This window comes from Bradyrhizobium sp. Cp5.3, from assembly GCF_000426265.1.
In the GTDB taxonomy this organism is placed as follows: domain Bacteria; phylum Pseudomonadota; class Alphaproteobacteria; order Rhizobiales; family Xanthobacteraceae; genus Bradyrhizobium; species Bradyrhizobium neotropicale.
This window is the reverse complement of the sequence record NZ_AUFA01000039.1, coordinates 24,737-43,694: the sequence shown is the minus strand read 5'-3', so window position 1 is coordinate 43,694 and position 18,958 is coordinate 24,737. Positions and strand designations below refer to the sequence as shown.

The 18,958-nt window shown below is 65.3% G+C and carries 18 protein-coding genes and 1 riboswitch; of the genes, 12 read left to right on the top strand and 6 right to left on the bottom strand.

Features of this window, described 5'->3' with window-relative positions:
- The first annotated feature begins 2 nt into the window (after positions 1-2).
- From K289_RS0133325 to K289_RS0133285, 9 genes are all read left to right on the top strand, one after another.
- Entirely contained in the window at positions 3-1,376 is a 1,374-nt protein-coding gene (locus tag K289_RS0133325) for an amidohydrolase family protein (RefSeq protein ID WP_027555426.1), read from the top strand.
- A 20-nt stretch (positions 1,377-1,396) separates the two neighbouring features.
- Positions 1,397-2,299, top strand: a complete 903-nt coding sequence (locus K289_RS0133320; RefSeq protein ID WP_027555425.1) for an NAD(P)-dependent oxidoreductase — start codon at positions 1,397-1,399, stop codon at positions 2,297-2,299.
- Positions 2,300-2,314: 15 nt separating this feature from the next.
- Positions 2,315-3,202 carry an intradiol ring-cleavage dioxygenase gene (locus K289_RS0133315; RefSeq protein WP_027555424.1) on the top strand — a complete coding sequence of 296 codons (888 nt, stop codon included), beginning with the start codon at positions 2,315-2,317 and terminating at the stop codon, positions 3,200-3,202.
- A gap of 61 nt (positions 3,203-3,263) precedes the next feature.
- The gene (locus tag K289_RS0133310; protein WP_027555423.1) at positions 3,264-4,658 is read left to right on the top strand and encodes an FAD-linked oxidase C-terminal domain-containing protein; all 1,395 of its coding nucleotides are present in this window, start codon (positions 3,264-3,266) and stop codon (positions 4,656-4,658) included.
- Positions 4,655-6,181 carry a sugar ABC transporter ATP-binding protein gene (locus K289_RS0133305; protein ID WP_027555422.1) on the top strand — a complete coding sequence of 509 codons (1,527 nt, stop codon included), beginning with the start codon at positions 4,655-4,657 and terminating at the stop codon, positions 6,179-6,181. The genes K289_RS0133310 and K289_RS0133305 overlap by 4 nt, the downstream gene beginning before the upstream one ends.
- Entirely contained in the window at positions 6,174-7,124 is a 951-nt protein-coding gene (locus K289_RS0133300) for an ABC transporter permease (protein WP_027555421.1), read from the top strand. The genes K289_RS0133305 and K289_RS0133300 overlap by 8 nt, the downstream gene beginning before the upstream one ends.
- Positions 7,121-8,098: an ABC transporter permease gene (locus tag K289_RS0133295; RefSeq protein ID WP_027555420.1), complete on the top strand. Its 978-nt coding sequence runs from the start codon at positions 7,121-7,123 to the stop codon at positions 8,096-8,098. The genes K289_RS0133300 and K289_RS0133295 overlap by 4 nt, the downstream gene beginning before the upstream one ends.
- 43 nt (positions 8,099-8,141) lie before the next feature.
- Positions 8,142-9,119 carry a sugar ABC transporter substrate-binding protein gene (locus K289_RS0133290; RefSeq protein WP_027555419.1) on the top strand — a complete coding sequence of 326 codons (978 nt, stop codon included), beginning with the start codon at positions 8,142-8,144 and terminating at the stop codon, positions 9,117-9,119.
- Positions 9,120-9,180: 61 nt separating this feature from the next.
- Complete coding sequence (locus K289_RS0133285; RefSeq protein ID WP_027555418.1) at positions 9,181-9,468, top strand: YciI family protein; 288 nt, start codon at positions 9,181-9,183, stop codon at positions 9,466-9,468.
- Positions 9,469-9,500: 32 nt separating this feature from the next.
- On the opposite strand, the gene K289_RS45990 is transcribed toward K289_RS0133285, so the two are convergent.
- From K289_RS45990 to K289_RS0133275, 3 genes are all read right to left on the bottom strand, one after another.
- A complete protein-coding gene (locus K289_RS45990; RefSeq protein ID WP_371260886.1) occupies positions 9,501-10,193 on the bottom strand; it encodes a LysR substrate-binding domain-containing protein in 693 nt (230 codons plus the stop codon).
- A 7-nt stretch (positions 10,194-10,200) separates the two neighbouring features.
- A complete protein-coding gene (locus K289_RS53160; RefSeq protein WP_371260885.1) occupies positions 10,201-10,476 on the bottom strand; it encodes a LysR family transcriptional regulator in 276 nt (91 codons plus the stop codon).
- Positions 10,477-10,572: 96 nt separating this feature from the next.
- A complete protein-coding gene (locus K289_RS0133275; protein ID WP_156918326.1) occupies positions 10,573-10,752 on the bottom strand; it encodes a hypothetical protein in 180 nt (59 codons plus the stop codon).
- Positions 10,753-10,868: 116 nt separating this feature from the next.
- On the opposite strand from K289_RS0133275, the gene K289_RS45985 reads away from it, so the two are divergent.
- Entirely contained in the window at positions 10,869-11,786 is a 918-nt protein-coding gene (locus K289_RS45985; protein WP_035686729.1) for a DMT family transporter, read from the top strand.
- Between the two features lie 241 nt (positions 11,787-12,027).
- Entirely contained in the window at positions 12,028-13,161 is a 1,134-nt protein-coding gene (locus K289_RS0133265; RefSeq protein ID WP_027555416.1) for an MFS transporter, read from the top strand.
- On the opposite strand, the gene K289_RS0133260 is transcribed toward K289_RS0133265, so the two are convergent.
- Both K289_RS0133260 and K289_RS51845 read right to left on the bottom strand, forming a co-directional pair.
- Complete coding sequence (locus K289_RS0133260) at positions 13,148-14,566, bottom strand: PepSY domain-containing protein (RefSeq protein WP_027555415.1); 1,419 nt, start codon at positions 14,564-14,566, stop codon at positions 13,148-13,150. The genes K289_RS0133265 and K289_RS0133260 overlap by 14 nt on opposite strands.
- A 10-nt stretch (positions 14,567-14,576) precedes the next feature.
- The gene (locus K289_RS51845; RefSeq protein ID WP_027555414.1) at positions 14,577-16,931 is read right to left on the bottom strand and encodes a TonB-dependent siderophore receptor; all 2,355 of its coding nucleotides are present in this window, start codon (positions 16,929-16,931) and stop codon (positions 14,577-14,579) included.
- Positions 16,932-17,046: 115 nt separating this feature from the next.
- Positions 17,047-17,248, bottom strand: a riboswitch (cobalamin riboswitch).
- A 70-nt stretch (positions 17,249-17,318) separates the two neighbouring features.
- On the opposite strand from K289_RS51845, the gene K289_RS0133250 reads away from it, so the two are divergent.
- Positions 17,319-17,891 carry a histidine phosphatase family protein gene (locus tag K289_RS0133250; RefSeq protein ID WP_027555413.1) on the top strand — a complete coding sequence of 191 codons (573 nt, stop codon included), beginning with the start codon at positions 17,319-17,321 and terminating at the stop codon, positions 17,889-17,891.
- Between the two features lie 3 nt (positions 17,892-17,894).
- Here the strand turns inward: K289_RS0133250 and cobT are convergent, their stop codons facing one another.
- Positions 17,895-18,947: a nicotinate-nucleotide--dimethylbenzimidazole phosphoribosyltransferase gene (cobT, locus tag K289_RS0133245; protein WP_027555412.1), complete on the bottom strand. Its 1,053-nt coding sequence runs from the start codon at positions 18,945-18,947 to the stop codon at positions 17,895-17,897.
- Positions 18,948-18,958: the final 11 nt, after the last annotated feature.

Below are 18,958 nucleotides of genomic sequence, written 5' to 3'. Positions count from 1 at the left end.
CGATGACACGCACGCTGATCAAATCCGCTGTTGTCATCAGCATGGATGATGCGATTGGCGACCTCCGCACCGGCGATGTGCTGGTCGAGGGCAACCGTATCCTTGACGTGCGTCCATCGATCGATGTCGGCGGCGGCGCAGCCGACATCGAGATCGTCGACGGCACGGGCCGCATCCTCATCCCCGGCCTCATCAACGCGCATATGCACACCTGGCAGACAGCGCTCCGCGGCTATGCCGCGAACTGGACGCTGCTCGAATATTTCCGACGCATGCATGCCGGCCTCGCAACCGTGTTCCGGCCCGAGGACATCTACATCGCAACGCTGGTCGGCGCGCTGAACCAGATCAATTGCGGCGCCACGACGCTGGTCGACTGGTGCCACAACAATCCGACGCCTGACCATACCGACGCCGCTGTCCGCGGCCTGATCGAGAGCGGCATTCGCGCCGCATTCTTCCACGGCTCGCCGAAGCCCGAGCCAAAACCGGGCGAGCCGCACTTCTCCGAGATCCCGCACCCACGCCGCGAGGTCGAGCGGCTGCTCGCAGGTCCCCTCGCCGATCGCGACGGCCTCGTCACGCTGGGGCTGGCCATTCTCGGTCCGCATTATTCGACGCTAGACGTTGCCGTGCACGATTTCCGCCTGGCGCGCGAGCTCAAGCTGATCGCATCGATGCACCAGGGCGGCGGTCCGGCGAAGACGCCCGGCGGCTGGGAGAAGCTGATCGAGGCCGGCCTTGTCGGCGCCGGCGTCAACATCGTTCACGGCAACGATCTGCCCGACGATCTCCTCGATCGTCTGGTCGGTCTCGGCGTGTCCTTCTCGGTGACGCCTGAAAACGAGATGATCCAGGGCCACGGCTTCCCGATCACCGGACGGCTGCTGAAGCGCGGCGTGCGCCCGACGATCGGCATCGATCTGGAATCCGTGCTGGCCGGCGATCTCCTCTCCGCCGCGCGAGTCGCGCTGTCGATGCAGCGGGCACTCGATAACGCAGAGACGCGCAAGGCCAGCGGCACCATTCCGGCAACGACCACGATTCCAGCGCGCGAGGCACTGCGCTGGATCACGACTGAGGGCGCGCGGATGCTTGGCCGCGAGGATCAGATCGGCTCGCTGACGCCAGGAAAGCTCGCCGACCTCGTCATCATCAACGCCTCCGATCTCAACCTCTTCCCGGTGCACGATCCCGTTTCCACCGTCGTGATGCAGACGAGCCTCGCCAACATCGAGGCCGTCATGATCGGCGGCACCTGGAAGAAACGGAACGGGCGTCTGCTGGTTGAAGGGCTGGAGACGAAGAAAGAGCTGCTCGCGCAATCGGGCCAGCGGCTGGTGCAGGACATCGAACGACAGGGACGCGCCGCCTGAAGGCGCAACGGACAACAACAATGACAGACGCTTCGAAGACTGTAGCTTTTATCGGGATCGGCAAGATGGGTCTGCCGATGTCGGTGCTCGTTGCCAAGGCCGGGTACGCCGTGACCGCCTTCGACCAGAGCGCGGCGCGGCTCAACGAAGCACGCGCACAAGGCATTTCGACCGCCGCTTCGCTCGCCGGAGCCGTGAACGGCAAAGCCGCAGTCGTCACGTCCCTGCCCGATGACGCGGCCCTGCGCGCCGTGTTGCTCGGCCCGACCGGCCTCATCGGCGCGATGGCGCCTGGCGTCGTGCTGATCGAGACCAGCACCGTGAGCGCCGAGGCATCCGCCGAAGTCGACGCTGCCGCGCAGGCGCGCGGCGTTCTCTATCTGCGCGCGCCGGTCTCCGGCAACGCCAGCATCGTTCACACCGGCGCGCTGACCTGCTTTGTTTCCGGCCCCAAGGACGCCTTCGAGAGCACCAAGCCTTTGTTCGCCTCGTTCACCCGCGCCCAGACTTATCTCGGGCCCGGCGAAGAGGCGCGCTACGCAAAGCTCGCGGTCAATCTGATGATTGCGGTGTCGGCCGCCATGATGGCCGAGAGCCTTGCGCTGGCGCGCAAGGGCGGCATCGCCTGGCAGGACATTCTCAAGGTGCTCGACGACAGCGCGGTCGCCTCCCCCATGGTCAAGTATAAGACCGCGCCGCTCCGGACCCGCGATTTCGAGTCCACTTTCTCCTGCAAGCAGATGGCCAAGGATCTCGACCTCATCCTCGGCGCCGGCCACGCCGTCGGCGTGCCGCTGCAGCTCGCGGCCCAGGTGCGCGAGACCTATGGCTCGCTAGTCGCGCAGGGCGACGCTGAGACTGACTTCATCGCGACCGTCAAGCATCTCGAGCGGCTGTCCGGCCTCGGCGAGCCCAAACTCTGATCCACGGAGCCACATATGCGTAACTTCAACGAGAACACGATCACGGACGCGGTGCTGGAGCGGATCAAGGACGCAAGCGATCCACGCATCAAACAGGTCAGCGAAGCGCTGGTGCGCCATCTTCATGCCTTCGTCCGTGAGGTCCGCCCGACTCAGAAGGAATGGGAATACGGCATCGATTTCCTGACCCGCACCGGTCACATGTGCGACGACAAGCGCCAGGAGTTCATCCTGCTGTCGGACACGCTCGGCGTCTCCATGCTGGTCGATGCGATCAACCATTCGATGCCGGAAGGCGCAACCGAGACCACGGTGCTCGGGCCGTTCTTCGTCCAGGCTGCGCCGCAGAAGGACAGCGGCGCGGATATCTCGGGCCCCATGGAGGGCGACCCGATGCTGGTCACGGGCTCCGTCTCGACCGTCGACGGACAGCCGCTCGCGGGCGCCACTGTCGACGTCTGGCATTCCGACGATGACGGCTATTACGACGTGCAGCAGCTCGACGACATCGGCGGCGATCTCGCCATGCGCGCACGCTTCCACACCGATGCCAACGGCCGCTTCCATTTCTGGTCGATCAAGCCGGCCGCCTATCCGGTTCCGCATGACGGCCCGGTCGGCGAGATGCTGGAGGCGCAGGGCCGCCATCCCTGGCGTCCGGCGCATGTCCATTTCATGATTTCCGCGCCCGGCTTCGAACAGCTCGTGACGCATGTGTTCGTCGCCGGCGATCGGTATCTCGACTCTGACGTGGTGTTCGGCGTCAAGGACAGCCTGATCCGCGACTTCGTCCGCAACCCGGCCGGCCGTGCGCCGGATGGTCGCATGGTGGACAGTGAGTATTTTCACCTCAACTACGATTTCGGCCTGAAGCAGGTTGCGAGCAACGCACAAGCCGCTTAAGCCGGACGATAACGCAACGGACCCACAAGAGTCCGGCGCCGGAGGCAGACAGGGAGCAAGGATGGGACCACGGGTTAGCACGGCAGCTTTGGCCGATCGCCTCGCGGGAATGATCGGTCCGCGCGCGAGTGTCGCGCGCGGCGTGCTCGATCAGCATGGGCAGAGCGAATCCCATTATCGCAACCTGCCGCCCGATATCGTCGTGTTCCCGGAGACGACGCACGAGATCGCCGAGATCGTCAAAATGTGCGCCGGCGCGGGCATGCCGATCGTGCCCTATGGCGCCGGAACCTCGCTTGAAGGCAACGCGGCATCGATCGCAGGCGGCGTCTGTCTCGACTTCGCGCGCATGAACAAGGTGCTGGCGGTGCATGAGAGCGACATGGACGTCGTCGTGCAGCCCGGCATCACGCGAAAGCAGCTCAATGCGGAGCTGCGCAGCACCGGCCTGTTCTTCCCGATCGATCCCGGCGCCGACGCTTCGATCGGCGGCATGACATCGACCCGCGCCTCGGGCACCATGGCGGTGCGTTACGGCACCATGAAGGACAATGTCATGGCGCTGGAGGTGGTTCTGGCCGACGGCCGCGTGATCCGCACAGCGCAGCGCGCGCGCAAATCGGCCGCCGGCTACGATCTGACCCGGATGTTCGTCGGCGCGGAAGGCACGCTCGGGGTCATCACCGAGATCACGCTCAAACTCCATCCCCTGCCGCAGGCGATTTCGGCCGCGGTCTGCAGCTTCGATACGCTGCACGACGCCGTCGACACGGCGATCTCCGCGATCCAGTCCGCCATTCCCGTGGCGCGCATCGAGTTGCTCGATGACGTCATGATGCGGGGCATCAATGCCTACGCAAAGCTCGGCTATCGCGAAGCCTCGACCCTGTTCTTCGAATTCCATGGCTCCGAGACCTCGGTCGCCGAGCAGGCCGAGGCGGCGCAGGCGATCGCCGCCGACCATGGCGGTCATGGGTTTGCCTGGGCGAAAGCACCGGAAGACCGCAGCCGGCTCTGGCACGCCCGCGACGACACGCTCTATGCGGGCCTGGGCTTGAGGCCCGGCGCGCGCGCCGTGATCACCGATGTCTGCGTACCGATCTCGCGGCTGGCGGAATGCCTGACCGAGACGCGACGGGACGCCGACGAGCACGGCTTTGCGGCTCCGATCGTCGGCCATGTCGGCGACGGCAATTTCCACATGCTGATCCTGATCGATCCCGCAAAGCCGGAGGAGGCAGAAGGCGCCAAGGCGCTGCAGGCGCGCATGGTCGCCCGCGCCATTGCCATGGATGGCACCTGCACCGGCGAGCACGGCATCGGGCTCGGCAAGATCGATTATCTCGCCGACGAGCTCGGCGAGGCCGTCGATGTGATGCGGTCGATCAAGCAGGCACTCGATCCGAACGGCCTGATGAATCCCGGAAAGATCTTCGCAAGCGGAGCGCGGGGATGAGCACCGCGGCATTGCCCATTCAGACTCCTTCGCCGACGCCGCTGCTCGAGCTGCGCGGCATCAGCAAGGACTTTCCCGGCGTCAAGGCGCTGGACGACGTGTCCTTTGCCGTCTTCCCCGGCGAAGTCCATATGCTGCTCGGCGAGAACGGCGCCGGCAAGTCGAGCCTGATGAAGGTGCTGTGCGGCGCCTATCGCGCCGACGCCGGCGAGTTCTACCACAAGGGTGAAAAGGTCGCGATCAGCTCGACCGCCGACGCGCAGAAGCTCGGCATTGCCGTGATCTTCCAGGAATTCTCGCTCGTCCCCCATCTCGATATCGCCCAAAACATCTTCCTCGGCCGCGAGCCGGAGGGGCGTATTCCCGGCACGATCGACCGCCGCAGGATATTGGCCGACGCCAGGCGCGTGCTCGACACGATCGGCTTCGACATTGATCCCTCCATCACCGTCGACAGGCTCGGCGTTGCGCAGCAGCAGATGGTCGAGATCGCGAAAGCGATCAGCCAGAATGCGCGCATCCTGGTCATGGACGAGCCGACCGCGGCGCTGTCCGATCGCGAGACCGAGCTCCTGTTCGCGCTGATCGCGCGGCTGAAGGCCGATGGCGTGTCCATCGTCTACATCTCGCACCGCATGGCCGAGGTGTTCGCGCTCGGCGACCGCATCACGGTGCTGCGCGACGGCCGCCGCATCGACGGCGTGCGCCCCGCCGACGTCACGCCGGACCAGCTCGTCCGGATGATGGTCGGCCGCAATGTCGACATGACCTATCCGCGCAACTTTGCCGACAAGCCCGGCGAGGTGCTGCTCAGGGTCAAGGACCTGACCTCGCCGAACGGCATTTCCGACATCAACATCGAGGTCCGCCGGGGCGAGATCGTCGGCCTGTGTGGCCTCGTCGGCTCCGGGCGCAGCGAGGTCGCGCGCGCCATCTTCGGCGCGGATCCCGTGACGTCCGGCGAGATCATCTTCGACGGCAAGGCCATCTCCGGAGAGCCCGACATCGCGGCACGCAGCGGCATCGCCCTGATCCCGGAGAGCCGCAAGAGCGAAGGACTCGCGCTGCTCCGCTCCGTCGGCGACAATCTCGTCGTCTCGGCGCTGCGAAAGCTCTTTCCGAGCGGGCTGTTCGACCAGCGCAGCGCCCTGCGTACGTCCGACGGCCTGATCCGGCAGCTCCGCATCGCGACGCCCAGCGCGCGGCAGACCGTGGGACTGCTGTCCGGCGGCAACCAGCAGAAGGTCGTGATCGGCAAATGGCTGGCCGCCGGCGCAAAGCTCTTCATCTTCGACGAGCCGACACGCGGCATCGACATCGGCGCCAAGTCCGAGATCTTCGCGCTGATCGATCGCCTGGTCGCCGAAGGCGCGGCGGCGCTGATGATCTCGTCCGAGCAGGTCGAGATCTGCCATGTCTGCGATCGCGCCTATGTGATGCGCGAGGGCCGCATCGCCGGGCATCTTGCGCGCAATGAGCTGACGGAGGAAAACATCGTGCGGCTGGGGATGCATCATGCGTGAGGCCGCGGTCGCGTCACAACCCAATCCGCTGCAGCGCATTCCCGGCGTCGCGATCGTGCTGATCGTCCTGATCGCGCTGTTCGGCGTGCTCGCGCCCGGCTTCCTTTCGGTCGCCAACCTCTCCAATGTGCTGGTGCAGTCGACGATCCTGACCATGCTCGCGCTGCCGATGACGCTGATCATCATGACCGAGGGGCTTGACCTGTCGATGGGCGCGGTGCTGACGCTGACCTCGCTCTGCGTCGCGATCGTGTCGCTCGCGACCAAATCGATGCTGCTCGGGCTCTGCGCCGGCCTGCTGGTCGGCGCAGCCTTCGGCACCGTCAACGGCTGGCTGGTCGCAATCCTCGGCATTCCGCCGTTCGTCGCGACGCTTGGCACGCTCGGCATGGCCCAAGGCCTGTCGCTGATCGTCAGCGACGGCCAAAGCGTGGTCGGTATCCCCCACAGCGTGCGTGACATCTATTCCGCGACGCTTCTGGGCGTGCCCGTCCCGATCGTGATGGCGCTCGTCACTTATGCGGCCTTCCACGCTTTGCTCTATCATACGCGTTTCGGCACCTACATCTTTGCCCTCGGCGGCAATCGCGAGGCCCTGCGCTATGCCGGCCTCTCGCCGAACCGACTCCTGATCGCGGTTTACGCGCTCGGCGGCACCATGGCCGGCGTTGCCGGCCTGCTGATGACCGCACGCATGAATTCCGGCCATCCCACCGCGGGACTCGGCCTCGAATTCGACGCCATCGCGGCCGTCGCGGTCGGCGGCACCTCGTTCGAGCGCGGCAATGGCTGGCTGCTCGGCACCGTGCTCGGCGTCATCGCGGTGGGCGTGCTGCGCAACGGACTGAACCTGATCTCGCTGCCGTCCTCGGTGCAGGTCGCAAGCGTCGGCGTCCTCGTCATCGTCGCGCTGTTCCTCGACGGGCTTCGGAGCCGGGCATGAGCGACATCGCCAAAGAGGCCATCGCGCCGCCCCGCTCCTTCCTGTCGCAGGATGCGATCCAGCTGTTTTATCGTCTGCTCGCCGCGTTCTTGATCTGCGCAGTGCTTGCCGTGCTCAGCGATTCCTTCCTGAGCCTCGGCAACATCCTCAACGTGCTGCGCCAGGCGAGCCTGACCTTCTTCATCGCCTCGGGGCTGACGCTGGTGGTGTTGACCGCCGGCCTCGATCTCTCCGTCGGCGCCAATGTCGCGCTGTCCGCCTGCCTCGCCGGCACCGTGATCCATCAGACCGGCTCGCCCGCTCTCGGCATTCTTACCGCGCTGGTCGCCGGCGGCGTCGTTGGCCTGCTTAACGGCATCATGGTGACGGCGCTGCGTATTCCTTCCTTCATCGCCACCTATGGCATGCTCTGGGTGCTGAACGGCCTCACCTATTGGTACATGGCCGGCGACACCATTCACGGCTTCCCTGCGGGCTTCCGCCAGATCGGCAGCGGCTATCTGTTCGGCCTGCCGATCCCGGTCTATCTGCTCGTCGTCTTCCTCGCGATCGGCACGCTGTTCGCGCAGCGCACGATCTGGGGCCAGGAGATCTATGCGATCGGCGCCAATCCGGTCGCGGCCCGGCTCTCCGGCATTCCGGTCGCACGCCGCCTGCTGCTGGTCTACGCGGTCTCCGGTACCATGGCGGGGCTCGCTTCGATCATCTTCCTGTCGCGGCTCAATTCGGCCGAGGCCGATATCGGCGAGAGCCTGACGCTGCCGGCGATCGCGGCCGTGCTGATCGGCGGCACCTCGCTGTTCGGCGGCGTCGGCACCGTGTTCGGCACCTTTGTCGGCGCGCTGATCCTGACCTTGGTGCTGAACGGCATGAACCTGTTGTCGGTCAGCGCCAACTGGCAGCCGCTCGTGACCGGAATCATCGTCATTCTCGCGGTCTGGCTGGACATGAAGACCCGCCGCCGCGCGCAATGATTTCTCGAGAATCCAACAAAGCAAAATGAGGGATGGAGACGACATGAGACAAAATAGACTGGGCTACCTGGCACTTCCGATTCTGTTAGCGGCCGCGTGCACCACGCAGGCCCGCGCCGACGGCGAGACCATCGCCGTCTTCACCAAGAACCAGACCAACCCGTACTTCCAGACCGTGCGGATCGGCGCGGACGTCGCGGCGAAGGCGATGAACGCCAAGACGCTGCACTACATCCCGACCAAGCCGGACTCGATCCCCGAGCAGCTCAGTCAGATCGAGGACGTCGTCGTCAAGAAGCCGAGCTCGATCGTGTTCATCCCCGTCGACTACAAGGCGATGGTGCCGGGCGTCGAGAAGATCAACGACGCAAAGATCCCCGTGGTCAACATCACCGACCGCTCCGCCGGCGGCAAGTTCGTCTCCTTCATCGGCGCCGACGATTACAGCCTCGGCCTCGAGACCGCGCGCTATCTGCTGAAGACGCTCGGCGGCAAGGGCAACATCGTCATCATCGAGGGCGTCAAGGGCTCGCTGACCAATGTCGACCGCGTCCGCGGCTTCAACGACGCCATCAAGGAGGCTCCGGGCGCCAAGCTCTTGGCCTCGCAGCCCGGCAACTACCAGCGGCTCCAGGCGCTCCAGGTCATGGAGAACCTGATGCAGTCGAATTCGCAGATCGACGGTGTGCTCGCCGCCAACGACGCCATGGCGGTCGGCGCGATCGAGGCGCTCGACGGCGCCAATCGCAAGGCACAGGTGATCGGCATCAACGGCACCAAGGAAGCGATCGACGCCATCAAGTCGGGCAAGCTGCTCGCCAGCGGCGACTATAACGGCTTTGCGCAGGGCTGCCTCGGCACCATGATGGCGATCCGTTCCCTGCGCGACCAGCCGGTCATCAACGAGATCGTGCTGAAGCCGACTGTCATCACCAAGGACAATTACAAGCCGTTCGACGTCCCGCTGGAGCAGCGGAGCTGCCCGACCTTCGAGGAAGCCGGCAAGCTCGGCGGCAAATAGACGGCCAATCACAAAGCTCGGGGCGGCCGTTCGCGCGGCCGCCCTCAAGACAGGAGACATCATGCTGTTCGCAATTCATGCTCTCGACCGCGCCGGCGCCTTGCCGACCCGGCTTTCCAACTACGATGCCCACAAGGCCTTTCTGAGCGACACCTCGCGCTTCGGCGTCAAGATCGTGATGTCGGGTCCCCTCGTCTCCGACGACGGCCAGACCATGATCGGCAGCCTGTTCCTGATCGAGGCCCCCGGCCGCGCCGAGGTCGAAACCTTCAACCGTGCCGATCCCTTCGCCGCCGCGGGCATTTGGGAAAAGGTCACGATCACGGGCTTCCTGCGCCGCCAGGGCTGAGCCACCAGACGCTCAATCTCGAAGTGTCGGGGTCATCCGCGCTCGCGGTGACCGGACGCTGACGCCGAAGCCGCAATCGCCGGCACGGCCTCGTCGATGCGATGACCGGATTGCACCAGGTGCTCGACCAGCATCCTGGTTACCGTCGAGAGCCCGGCGGGATCGCGCGTCACGATCTTCAAGTTCCGGCGAGCCCAGTCGTCTCTGAGCGGGATCGCCTTGATGCCCATTCCGGAGGCGAGCACCTCGAACGCCCGGTCCGGGATTAGTCCGACGCCGAGGCCACACTGCACCATGCGACAGATGGCATCAAAGCTCGGCACGTTGATCCGCAGATTGACCGCCTTCCCGGCCCGGGCGGCGGCCGCACGCGAGACGGTGAAGATGGAGCTGTCCGCGTGGAAGCCGATATGGTCGAAATCCAGGCTCTCGACGAAATCGATCGATGTCCGCCCGGCCAATGGATGGTCCTGCGGCACCGCCAGTGCGAGCCGGTCGCTGCGATAAGGATGGGTCATGAGGTCGCGACTGTCGGTCGTGGAGACGCAGATGCCGATCTCCGCGTATCCCTCCTCGACACCCTTGACGACACCGGCGCTCAGCCTCTCCTCAAGATGAATCTTGACCAGATTGTGCATCGAGAAAAAGGCCGGCAGGTCGTCGGGAAGGAATTCGACCGTGGCCGAGACATTGGCCAGCATCCGGATGTGTCCCCTGATGCCCATGCGGTACTCATCGAGCTCCCATCTTCTCGACGCTGCCCAGCATCGCTCGCGCGTGGTGCAGCAAGGATTCTCCGGCCGGTGCCAGCATCATCCCCTTCGGGTGCCGGATGAAGAGATCGGTGCCGAGCGCCTCCTCGAGCTCCCCCAGGCGCTTGCTCACCGCGCTCAGAGCAATGTTCTCCCGTGACGCCGCCCGCGTCAGCGTACCCTCCTCGCACACGGCGACGAAGAGCTGAAGCGAGGTCAGGTCGATGCGCCGGATGAGATGATTGAATTGCCGCATCTGTCGATCCGCGGGAACGTGTCCGTTCTTTAGACTTGCCCGAGACCCGCGAACCGATCCCGGCCGCACCGCCCTTAGCGGGGCGGTTGGCTTTCACTACCTTAAGTAAGCCTGATCAACGGCTCCCGGGTCAAGGTCGAAAAGACCATCCAAGCCGTCGTCAAACCAACGGTGATCGTCGATATCGCAGATTCTGTCCTGCTGGAGTGGAGCTTCGTCGAACGCGAAGGGGGCCTTGCCGAAATGAAATTGGCGCTTTTCGGCTGCAGCGCTCATCATCTCTGTCACGACCCGCAAAGTCGGTGAGACGGACTATGGCCGAAATCTCCGAAGGAGATCAGCACGCAATCCCCCAGCCGCCCGGACCAGCGCCGAAACCTCCCGTCGCAAGCGTGTCCAGGACGCACAACATCGTCGGCGTATTGCTGGCGGCCACCGCCGCCATTGCGTTCTCGCTTCGCGCGATCTTCGTGAAGCTCGCCTATGAGGACATGAGCGATCCCGTCACGCTCCTTGCCCTGCGGATGATCTTCTCCCTGCCCTTCTTCATTGTCGCGCTTGCCCTGTATCGAGGTCCGCCAGGCGGCCAGAAGCTTCCGCCGATCACCGCGCGCGACGGCCTGGCGCTCGCCGCCCTCGGCTTCGTCGGCTACTATCTGTCGAGCTTCCTCGACATGATCGGGCTGCAATACATCGCCGCGGGGGTCGGCCGGCTGATCCTGTTCATGTACCCGACCATCGTTGTGGTGATCTCGGCGGTCTTCCTCCGGAAGCCGATCACCCGGCGCGAGCTCATCGCGCTGGCCATCACCTATGCCGGCGTCGCGCTCGTCCTGTCGGGGCAGCTCGACAAGACGAGCGACAATTTTTGGCTCGGGGTACTACTTGTCATGCTGAGCGCGGCGACCTTCTCGGTGTATCTCGTCGGCAGCGGCGAGGTTGTCTTGAGGCTCGGTTCGATACGTTTCACGGCCTATGCCACCGCCGCGGCGAGCGCCTATTGCATCGTTCAGTTCATGGCGCTCCGCCCGATGAGTGCGCTGGTACTGCCTGCGCGGGTGTACTGGCTAGCCCTCTGCATGGCACTCTTCAGTACCGTGATGCCGATCTTCATGATGGCCGAGGCGCTGCGCCGGATCGGCGCAAGCCGCGTGGCGATGATCAGTGCGCTGGGGCCTGTCGCCACCGTCGTATCGGGATATATCGGGCTCGATGAGACGATGTCACTGGTTCAGTCGGTCGGCGGCGTCCTGGTTGTGGCCGGCGTGCTCATCGTCGCAGCCCAGGCCCGCGCCATGGACAGGAAATAACCGATCATCAGGCCGGTCCACCCCCTGCGGTGGCTCCTCGAGATGGCACGCCACCCTGGTCGTTTCCGGTGGCGCGGTTCCTTGCTTCGCTGCGCTCGCAATGACGGCGTAAGGTGCGATGTCACGGTGACACAATTCGTCAACTCGCTGCGCCTTCGGAACCCTGGTGTCCGTTCCTGGTTGATGATCTAAGCCTCACCTCGCCCGCGATCGCGCGCTCCCTTCCCCCGGAGTTTCATCGATGACTTCTGCCGACCGGCCGGCGACACGGCTTGCGACGCGGCTATCCTTTCTGGTCGCGGGCTTCGGCATCGCGTGCTGGGCGCCGCTGGTGCCGTTCGCAAAAGAGCGGCTTGCGGTCGATGACGCCATCCTCGGATTGCTGCTGCTCAGCCTCGGCATCGGCTCGGTCGTCGCGATGCTCGCGACCGGCATTTTGAGCGCGCGCTACGGCAGCAAGCCGATCATCATCGCGGGCGGAGTTGGTCTCGCTGTGGTGTTGCCGCTGCTGGCGATCGTTGGCTCGCCCGTGACGCTTGCCCTGGTGCTGCTCGCCTTCGGCGCCGCGCTCGGGTCCATCGACGTCGCGATGAACATCCATGCCGTCGAAGTCGAGCGAGCGGCGGGACAGCCGCTGATGTCCGGCTTTCATGCGCTCTTCAGCATTGGCGGCTTCGCCGGATCGGCCGTGATGACGACTCTGCTGTCATTCCATCTTGGGCCACTCATGAGCACACTGATCTGCTCGGTCCTGATGCTGATCGCGATGGGACTTGCCTGGCCGCGCCTACTGCGTTCGGCGCAGGCGCAGGAGGGGCCGCTATTCGTCCTGCCGCACGGTATCGTGCTTCTGCTCGCGCTGTTGGCGGCCATCACCTTCCTGGTCGAGGGCGCAATCCTCGACTGGGGCGCGCTGCTCGTCATCGGCGCGGGCCTCGTCGGCGAGGCCCAAGGCGGCATCGGCTATATCGTGTTCTCGATCGCAATGACGGCGGGACGGCTTGGCGGCGACGCCGTCGTGGCGCGCGTCGGCGATCGCGCAACGCTGGTCTGGGGAAGCCTGATTGCAGTCGCAGGTTTTGCGGTGTTGCTGCTCGCCCCCGTCGCGGCGGTTGCGATGGCCGGCTTCCTGCTCATCGGCCTTGGCGCATCGAACCTCGTGCCCGTCTTGTTCCGTCGCTCCGCCACGCAAACCGCGATGCCGGTCGGGCTCGCGGTGGCGGCGATCACCACCGCCGGGTATGCCGGCATTCTCGTCGGCCCCGCCGGAATCGGCTTCATCGCCCATGCCGGCGGTCTGCCGCTGGCATTCTGGATGCTCGCAGCGCTGATGTGCCTCGTCACGCTTTCGGCGCGCACGGTCACGGCGAAATAGCGAAGGAGCGACGCAGCCGGCGCCACCCGATGACGATGCCAGTGATGGAGAACAGGAACCCGAGCGCACAGAGCCCGACGATCAAGCCCTCGCGCAGCGACGGATGCGCCATCAGGATCGGAAAGTCGAACGTGTGCAGCGCGCTGTAGAGCCAGCGATAGGCCCGTCGCGACGCATCGAGCCGCTGCAGCACACGGCCGTCAGCGCCGTCGATGTCGAACCAGACGTCATTGCAGCTGACCCGATAGACGGACGCATCGGGCATGCTGGACTGAGCGGGATAGTCGTCATTGTGCGCAAGGACTGACGGTGCGTTGCAGCCGGTGGCAAGGCGGGCGACAAATTCCTGAACTTTGTGCACACCGAGGAATCCGGTCGGCCGATCGCGATCGCCTTCGTCCGCCCCGAACAAGACCTGCTTATCGAGCGCGATCCGGTCGCGCCGATAGAGCTTGCCGTTGAAGGAGAGCCATTCGACCTCGCGGGCGAAGGCCGATGGCGGCACACGATCGAGCGATGCGGCGGCGGTCCAGTTCGTCGCGGCGGTCGCTGCGTCGGCTTCGGCAACGGTCAATTGCCCGCGCGAAAACAGCCGGCCGTGATCCATGGAGAGCCAGCCGCTGAAAATCCATGTCAGCAGGAACACCATCGCTACAAGGCCGATGACGTGATGTAGGGAGTGCCATCCGCGATAAGGCACCTTGATCCGGGCGATCCCGAGCACCACGCCGAGTACGGCGGCGATCAGAGCCAACAGCGACAGCGTCCAGACCACACGATCCCACAGCGGCCAGTTGCTGCGGAGGACCGTCGGATAGATCCAGTGCAGGACACTGCCGGCAAGATTCCATCCGCGCTCGCTGCGCGTCGTATCCAGGACGATTTCGCCGGTGCCGGATGAGACGTAGACCTCCGTCCCGGCGGCGTCGCCGAGCGCCACGCGAAACAACGGCCGGTGGCGATCAAACCCGTTCGGCACACTCCATTGATCGTAGTCCGCGCGCGCGACGATGGCCGCGCGCGTAGCGTCGAGCCCGCGCCCGCGGGCGTGATCCTGCGCGATGGCGAGCGCGACATCGGACGAGGTCACCGTCGCATCCGTTCCATCGGAGGCGCGGACGGCGCGCAACCGCGACGAACCCTCGACGATGTATACCGGACCATCGCTCCGCTGAATCAAGCGGGCGCGCCCGGCATCCGCGATCCCGCTGGCGGTCACCACATCGCCAACCGCGATCGTCACCCGCGTGCGAGCGAGCGGCGCGAGGCCTGCAAATCGTTCTGCTTCGGTCAGCGACGGAAACGGAACGAAGTGCATCACGATCCCCGTCGCAAACCACATCGCGAACAGCAGGCAGAACGCGATACCGAGCCAGCGATGCACGAGGACGATCGTACCCATCATGCGCCGGAGCTCACCATTTGAACGCCGCGGAGATCTCGTAGGTGCGCGGGGCTCCCAGCAGGATCTGATCGGGGTAGAACGGATCGCCCCAGATCGCATAGCGCTTGTCGGTGATGTTGCGCACGCGGAAGGTCAGGCGCGCCTGGTCGACGGCATTGAACACCGTCCTGGGAATGTCGACGAAGGCATAGACGTCGGCCACGGTGTAGGCCTTCAGCGTCACGACGTTTGCATCGGTGTTGAAGCGGTCGCCGACATGGCGGCCGACGATTCCGAGCTCGACCGGCAAGGGTGTGAAGAAGCGGTAGGACGCTCCCGCATTGGCGACGATGCGCGGCACGTTCGGCGGGGTGTTGCCGGAGAACGAGCCGCCGACGAAATTGCAATCGGCGTAACGCGCATCGACATAGGCGATGTTGCCCCACAGTCGCAGCGGATCAATCGGGCGGACCGACGCCGCGAGTTCAACGCCCTTCGACTCCTGGCGCCCGGCGATGTTGAGCTGCATGCCGCCGGCCGCGGCATAGACGTTCTTGCGCAGGATGTCGTAGGCCGAGAACGACCACTCCGCCCTGTTGTCCCAGAACAAATGTTTCACACCGGTCTCATAGGTGCGCGAGGTCGTCAGATCGAGCGGCTGGGTCGGCACGAGCAGGAAGATATTGTTGGCCGAGACGTCCGCGCCGGTGGCGTACTGACTGAAGAAGGTGAGGCCTGGAACAGCGTCCCAAGTGTAGCCGATGCGGCCCGTCACCGGCACCCAGGATTTCGAGAACGGGAAGTTCGCCTTCTCGAGGCCATTCACGTCGGTCGAGTTGCGGTCGAGCCCGATATGCTCGACGCGGAGGCCGCCGACCAGGGCAAAGCTGCGCGTGAGCTTCAGCCGGTCCTCGAACGACAGCGCCTCGTTGTCGATGCGCGCGGTTTGCTGCTGCGTCGTGAGCAGGCCGTAATAGCCGCGCACGGGATCGACCAGCGTGACGAGATCGTGGGGGAAATTGGCGGCGCCCGGCCGGACGAAGTCGAGATCGCTCACCGCAAGTGTTGTGACGAAGCGATTATCGAAACCTGCGATATTCGTATCCCAGGTCAGATCGGTGATGTTACCGGCCAGCCGCTGGCTATGCGCGACGTAAAAGCGCTCGCGATCGACCAGGTTCGAGCCAGAGTTGAACGCCTCGACCTCGTTGTTGAACCAGGTGCGCTCGGCGCCATAGCCGTAGGCTTGGCTCTTCAGGGTGAGGCCGGGCGCGAGCTTCAGCTCGAAGCCGCCGCGCAGCCAGACCTCCTGCGCAACGTTGCGGTTGTCGAGGACGTTGTAGTTGGTGTTGAAGGTGCGGTCGTCGATGGTGACCGCCCCGAGATTCGAGCCGTTGTAGTTCGAGATGTAATTGCCGGAGACGATGCCGCTCGTCGCGTGCGAGCCGCTGAAGGCGATCGGCACCAGCGGCGCGCCCCAATAGGCTTTTCCGCGGTCCTCGCGATACTCGATCGCGCCCCAGATCTTGAGGCTGTCGGAGATGCGGTAGTTGAGCTGGCCGGAGACGTCGAGCGTCCTGGTGTTGGTATCGTCGGCAAAGCCGTTGAGCGAGGATCGGCTGATGTCGAAGCGGTAGTCGAGGCCCTGGACATTGGTGCTGCCGCCGGAGCCGTAATGCGAGCGGAACGAGTTCAGGGAGTCCCAGGAAAAATCCGCCTCGTTCAGGACGGGTCCAGTATGCGGCTGCTTGGTGACGACATTGACCGCGCCGCCGGCGGCGCCCTCGCCCGACATCACCGAAGCCGGGCCTTTCACGAATTCCACGGCCTCCAGATTGGCCGTGTCCATGATGCGCGAGGTCATGTTCTGCGGGCCGATCTTGATGCCGTTGTAGAGCGTGTTGATCTGGCTGTTGGTGAAGCCGCGCATCGAGAAGGCCGACGGCTCGGCCGGATTATCGCCGGAGGTGACGCCGACCGCGCCCTGGGAGACCTCCGACACGGTGCGATAGCCCTGCTCACGCATGGTCTCGGCCGAGATCACCTCGACGGTCGCCGGGATCTCGCGCACGGTCAGGCCGAGGCGCGAGGCGCTTACGGCCACCACATTGGTGTTGAGCGGCGTCTGCGCCGTGGTGGGAACGGCGGGCTTCTGCGAGGCCGGCACCGCGGCAGGCCTGGTCGCCGCGGCACGGCGCGCAAGCCGTCCCTCGCTGCGCGCGGGCTTGGCCGGCCCGCGGGGCTGGGCGGGGGTCACCTCGACCGGCGGTAGCGGATCGCGGACCTGCTGCGCGAAAGCCGCGGGCATGTCGACGAATGCAATTGATGTGAGAGCAGCGGTCGCGAGCAGGAATTTGCGCTGGCGCGCGACGCGGATGGAAGACATGGTCCGAACCTCGGTGTGACGTCAGTGGCACGTCACAGCGAACCAGGTCTCACCTCCGGCCCTTTGGGCCTTTGCGATGAAGCCGAATGTCTGTACTCCCCGACCGACATTTTCGCGTGTGACCACGGCTGACGGCAGGTCTCCTGGCTTGCGGGTCATGACCGCTTCGTCGCCTTCCCGGGACCGAGGACCCAGTGGCTTCTGACGAAGGATTCTCCGCTCACAGTTGCGGGGGCAGCTACGGCATTGGGGAAACATCCCCGCACCGCATTCCCTTTTCATCCCCTTTCGGGGAAACCGTCAGGACCATCTAGGATTAAGACGCAGGCGGAGTCAATGTGCGCGAACTGCGGCGTTGTTGTCGCAGTGGCTTTCAGGAGACATCACATGGAAGGCGAGACCTTCCTCTGGCTGATACGTCATGCGGCTGTCGACGGCATCGCGGGCACGATCCATGCGCCGGACACGCCGGCCGATCTCGGTGACCGCACGCAGATCGACGCGCTGCGACGCTGCCTGCCGCCGGATGCCATGAGCTATGCCAGCCCGTCGCGCCGGACAGTCGATACGGCACGCGCATTAGGGCTCGATCCGGCGCTTGCTCCCGAATTCGGCGAGCAGGATTTTGGCGCTTGGACCGGCCAGCGCCACGACGCGCTCGCCGCGGCAGGTGGCGACGCCTATGCGCAATTCTGGAACGACCCCGCGCGCGGACGGCCGCCGGGCGGCGAAAGCTTTGAGGATCAGGTCGCGCGCGTCCGGAAGGGCCTCGCGCAGATCGGACCCGGTCCGGCCATTCTCGTGGTCCACTCCGGCACGATCCGCGCAGCGCTCTGCATCGCACTTGATCTCGCGCCACAGGCCGCCTTGCGCTTCGTCGTCGATCCGCTCTCCCTCACTCGCATCGACCGGCTCGCGGCGAGCTGGCGCGTCGTGTCCGTCAATCAGCGCTCCGGCTGAACATCAAGCCGGACGATCCGGCACATTGGCCTGTGCAAACGTCGCCATGCCGTTGTGAAGGCTGCACGCGAGCCGCACCAGCGGCAGCGCGATCGCGGCGCCCGATCCCTCACCGAGCCTGAGATCGAGCATGATCAGCGGCTGGACGTTCAGCGCGCGCAGAACCAGCCGGTGCCCCTGCTCCGCCGATTGATGTGACGGCAGCAGGAATGGCTGGCATGACGGGTTGAGGCGCACAGCCGCCAGCGCAGCAACCGAGACGATGAAGCCATCGATCAGCACCGGAATGCGGCGCTGCGCGGCGGCGATGATCGCGCCGCAAATGGCCGCGATCTCGAGGCCACCGACGGCGCACAGAATTTTCTCGGGCGACGCACCAGCAAGCCCGTGGCGCGCCAGCGCCGCATCGATCACGCGGGCCTTATGTGCGCGACCGGCCGCATCGACGCCGGTGCCGCTGCCGGCAATCTCCTCAGCACTCACGCCGAGCAGGCTAGCGGCAATCGCCGCCGCCGTCGTGGTGTTGCCGATGCCCATTTCTCCGAGGATCAGCAGATCGGGCCTTGATGCCTCCGCACGAACGACCGCGCGCTGGCCGGCTTCGAAAGCAAACGTCAGCTCAGAAGGCTCGAGCGCGGCTTCCACGCTGAAGTCGCGCGTTCCCTTGCGCGGCTTGTCGGCGACGACACCCGCCATCTCAGCCTCCGCCAGCGTGCCGGCGTCGACCACTTCAAGGTTCGAACCAAGCTCGCGCGCCAGCACCGAGATCGCGGCACCGCCAGATGCGAAGTTCGCCATCATCGCGATGGTCACCGCTTGCGGATAGGCCGAGACACCTTGCGCGACGATGCCGTGATCGCCGGCGAAGATGATGATCGGCACGCCGCCTGCGCGCGGCTGCTCGGTCGCCTGGAGACCGGCGAGCTCGATCGCGAGCTGCTCGAGCCGGCCGAGCGCGCCGGTCGGTTTCGTCAGTTGCGCCTCGCGCGCGATCGCCGCGTCGCGATGGACAGCGGAGATATCGGGGCATTTCCGGTAAACCCATTCGGGAAGCATGCTGCCTCTCT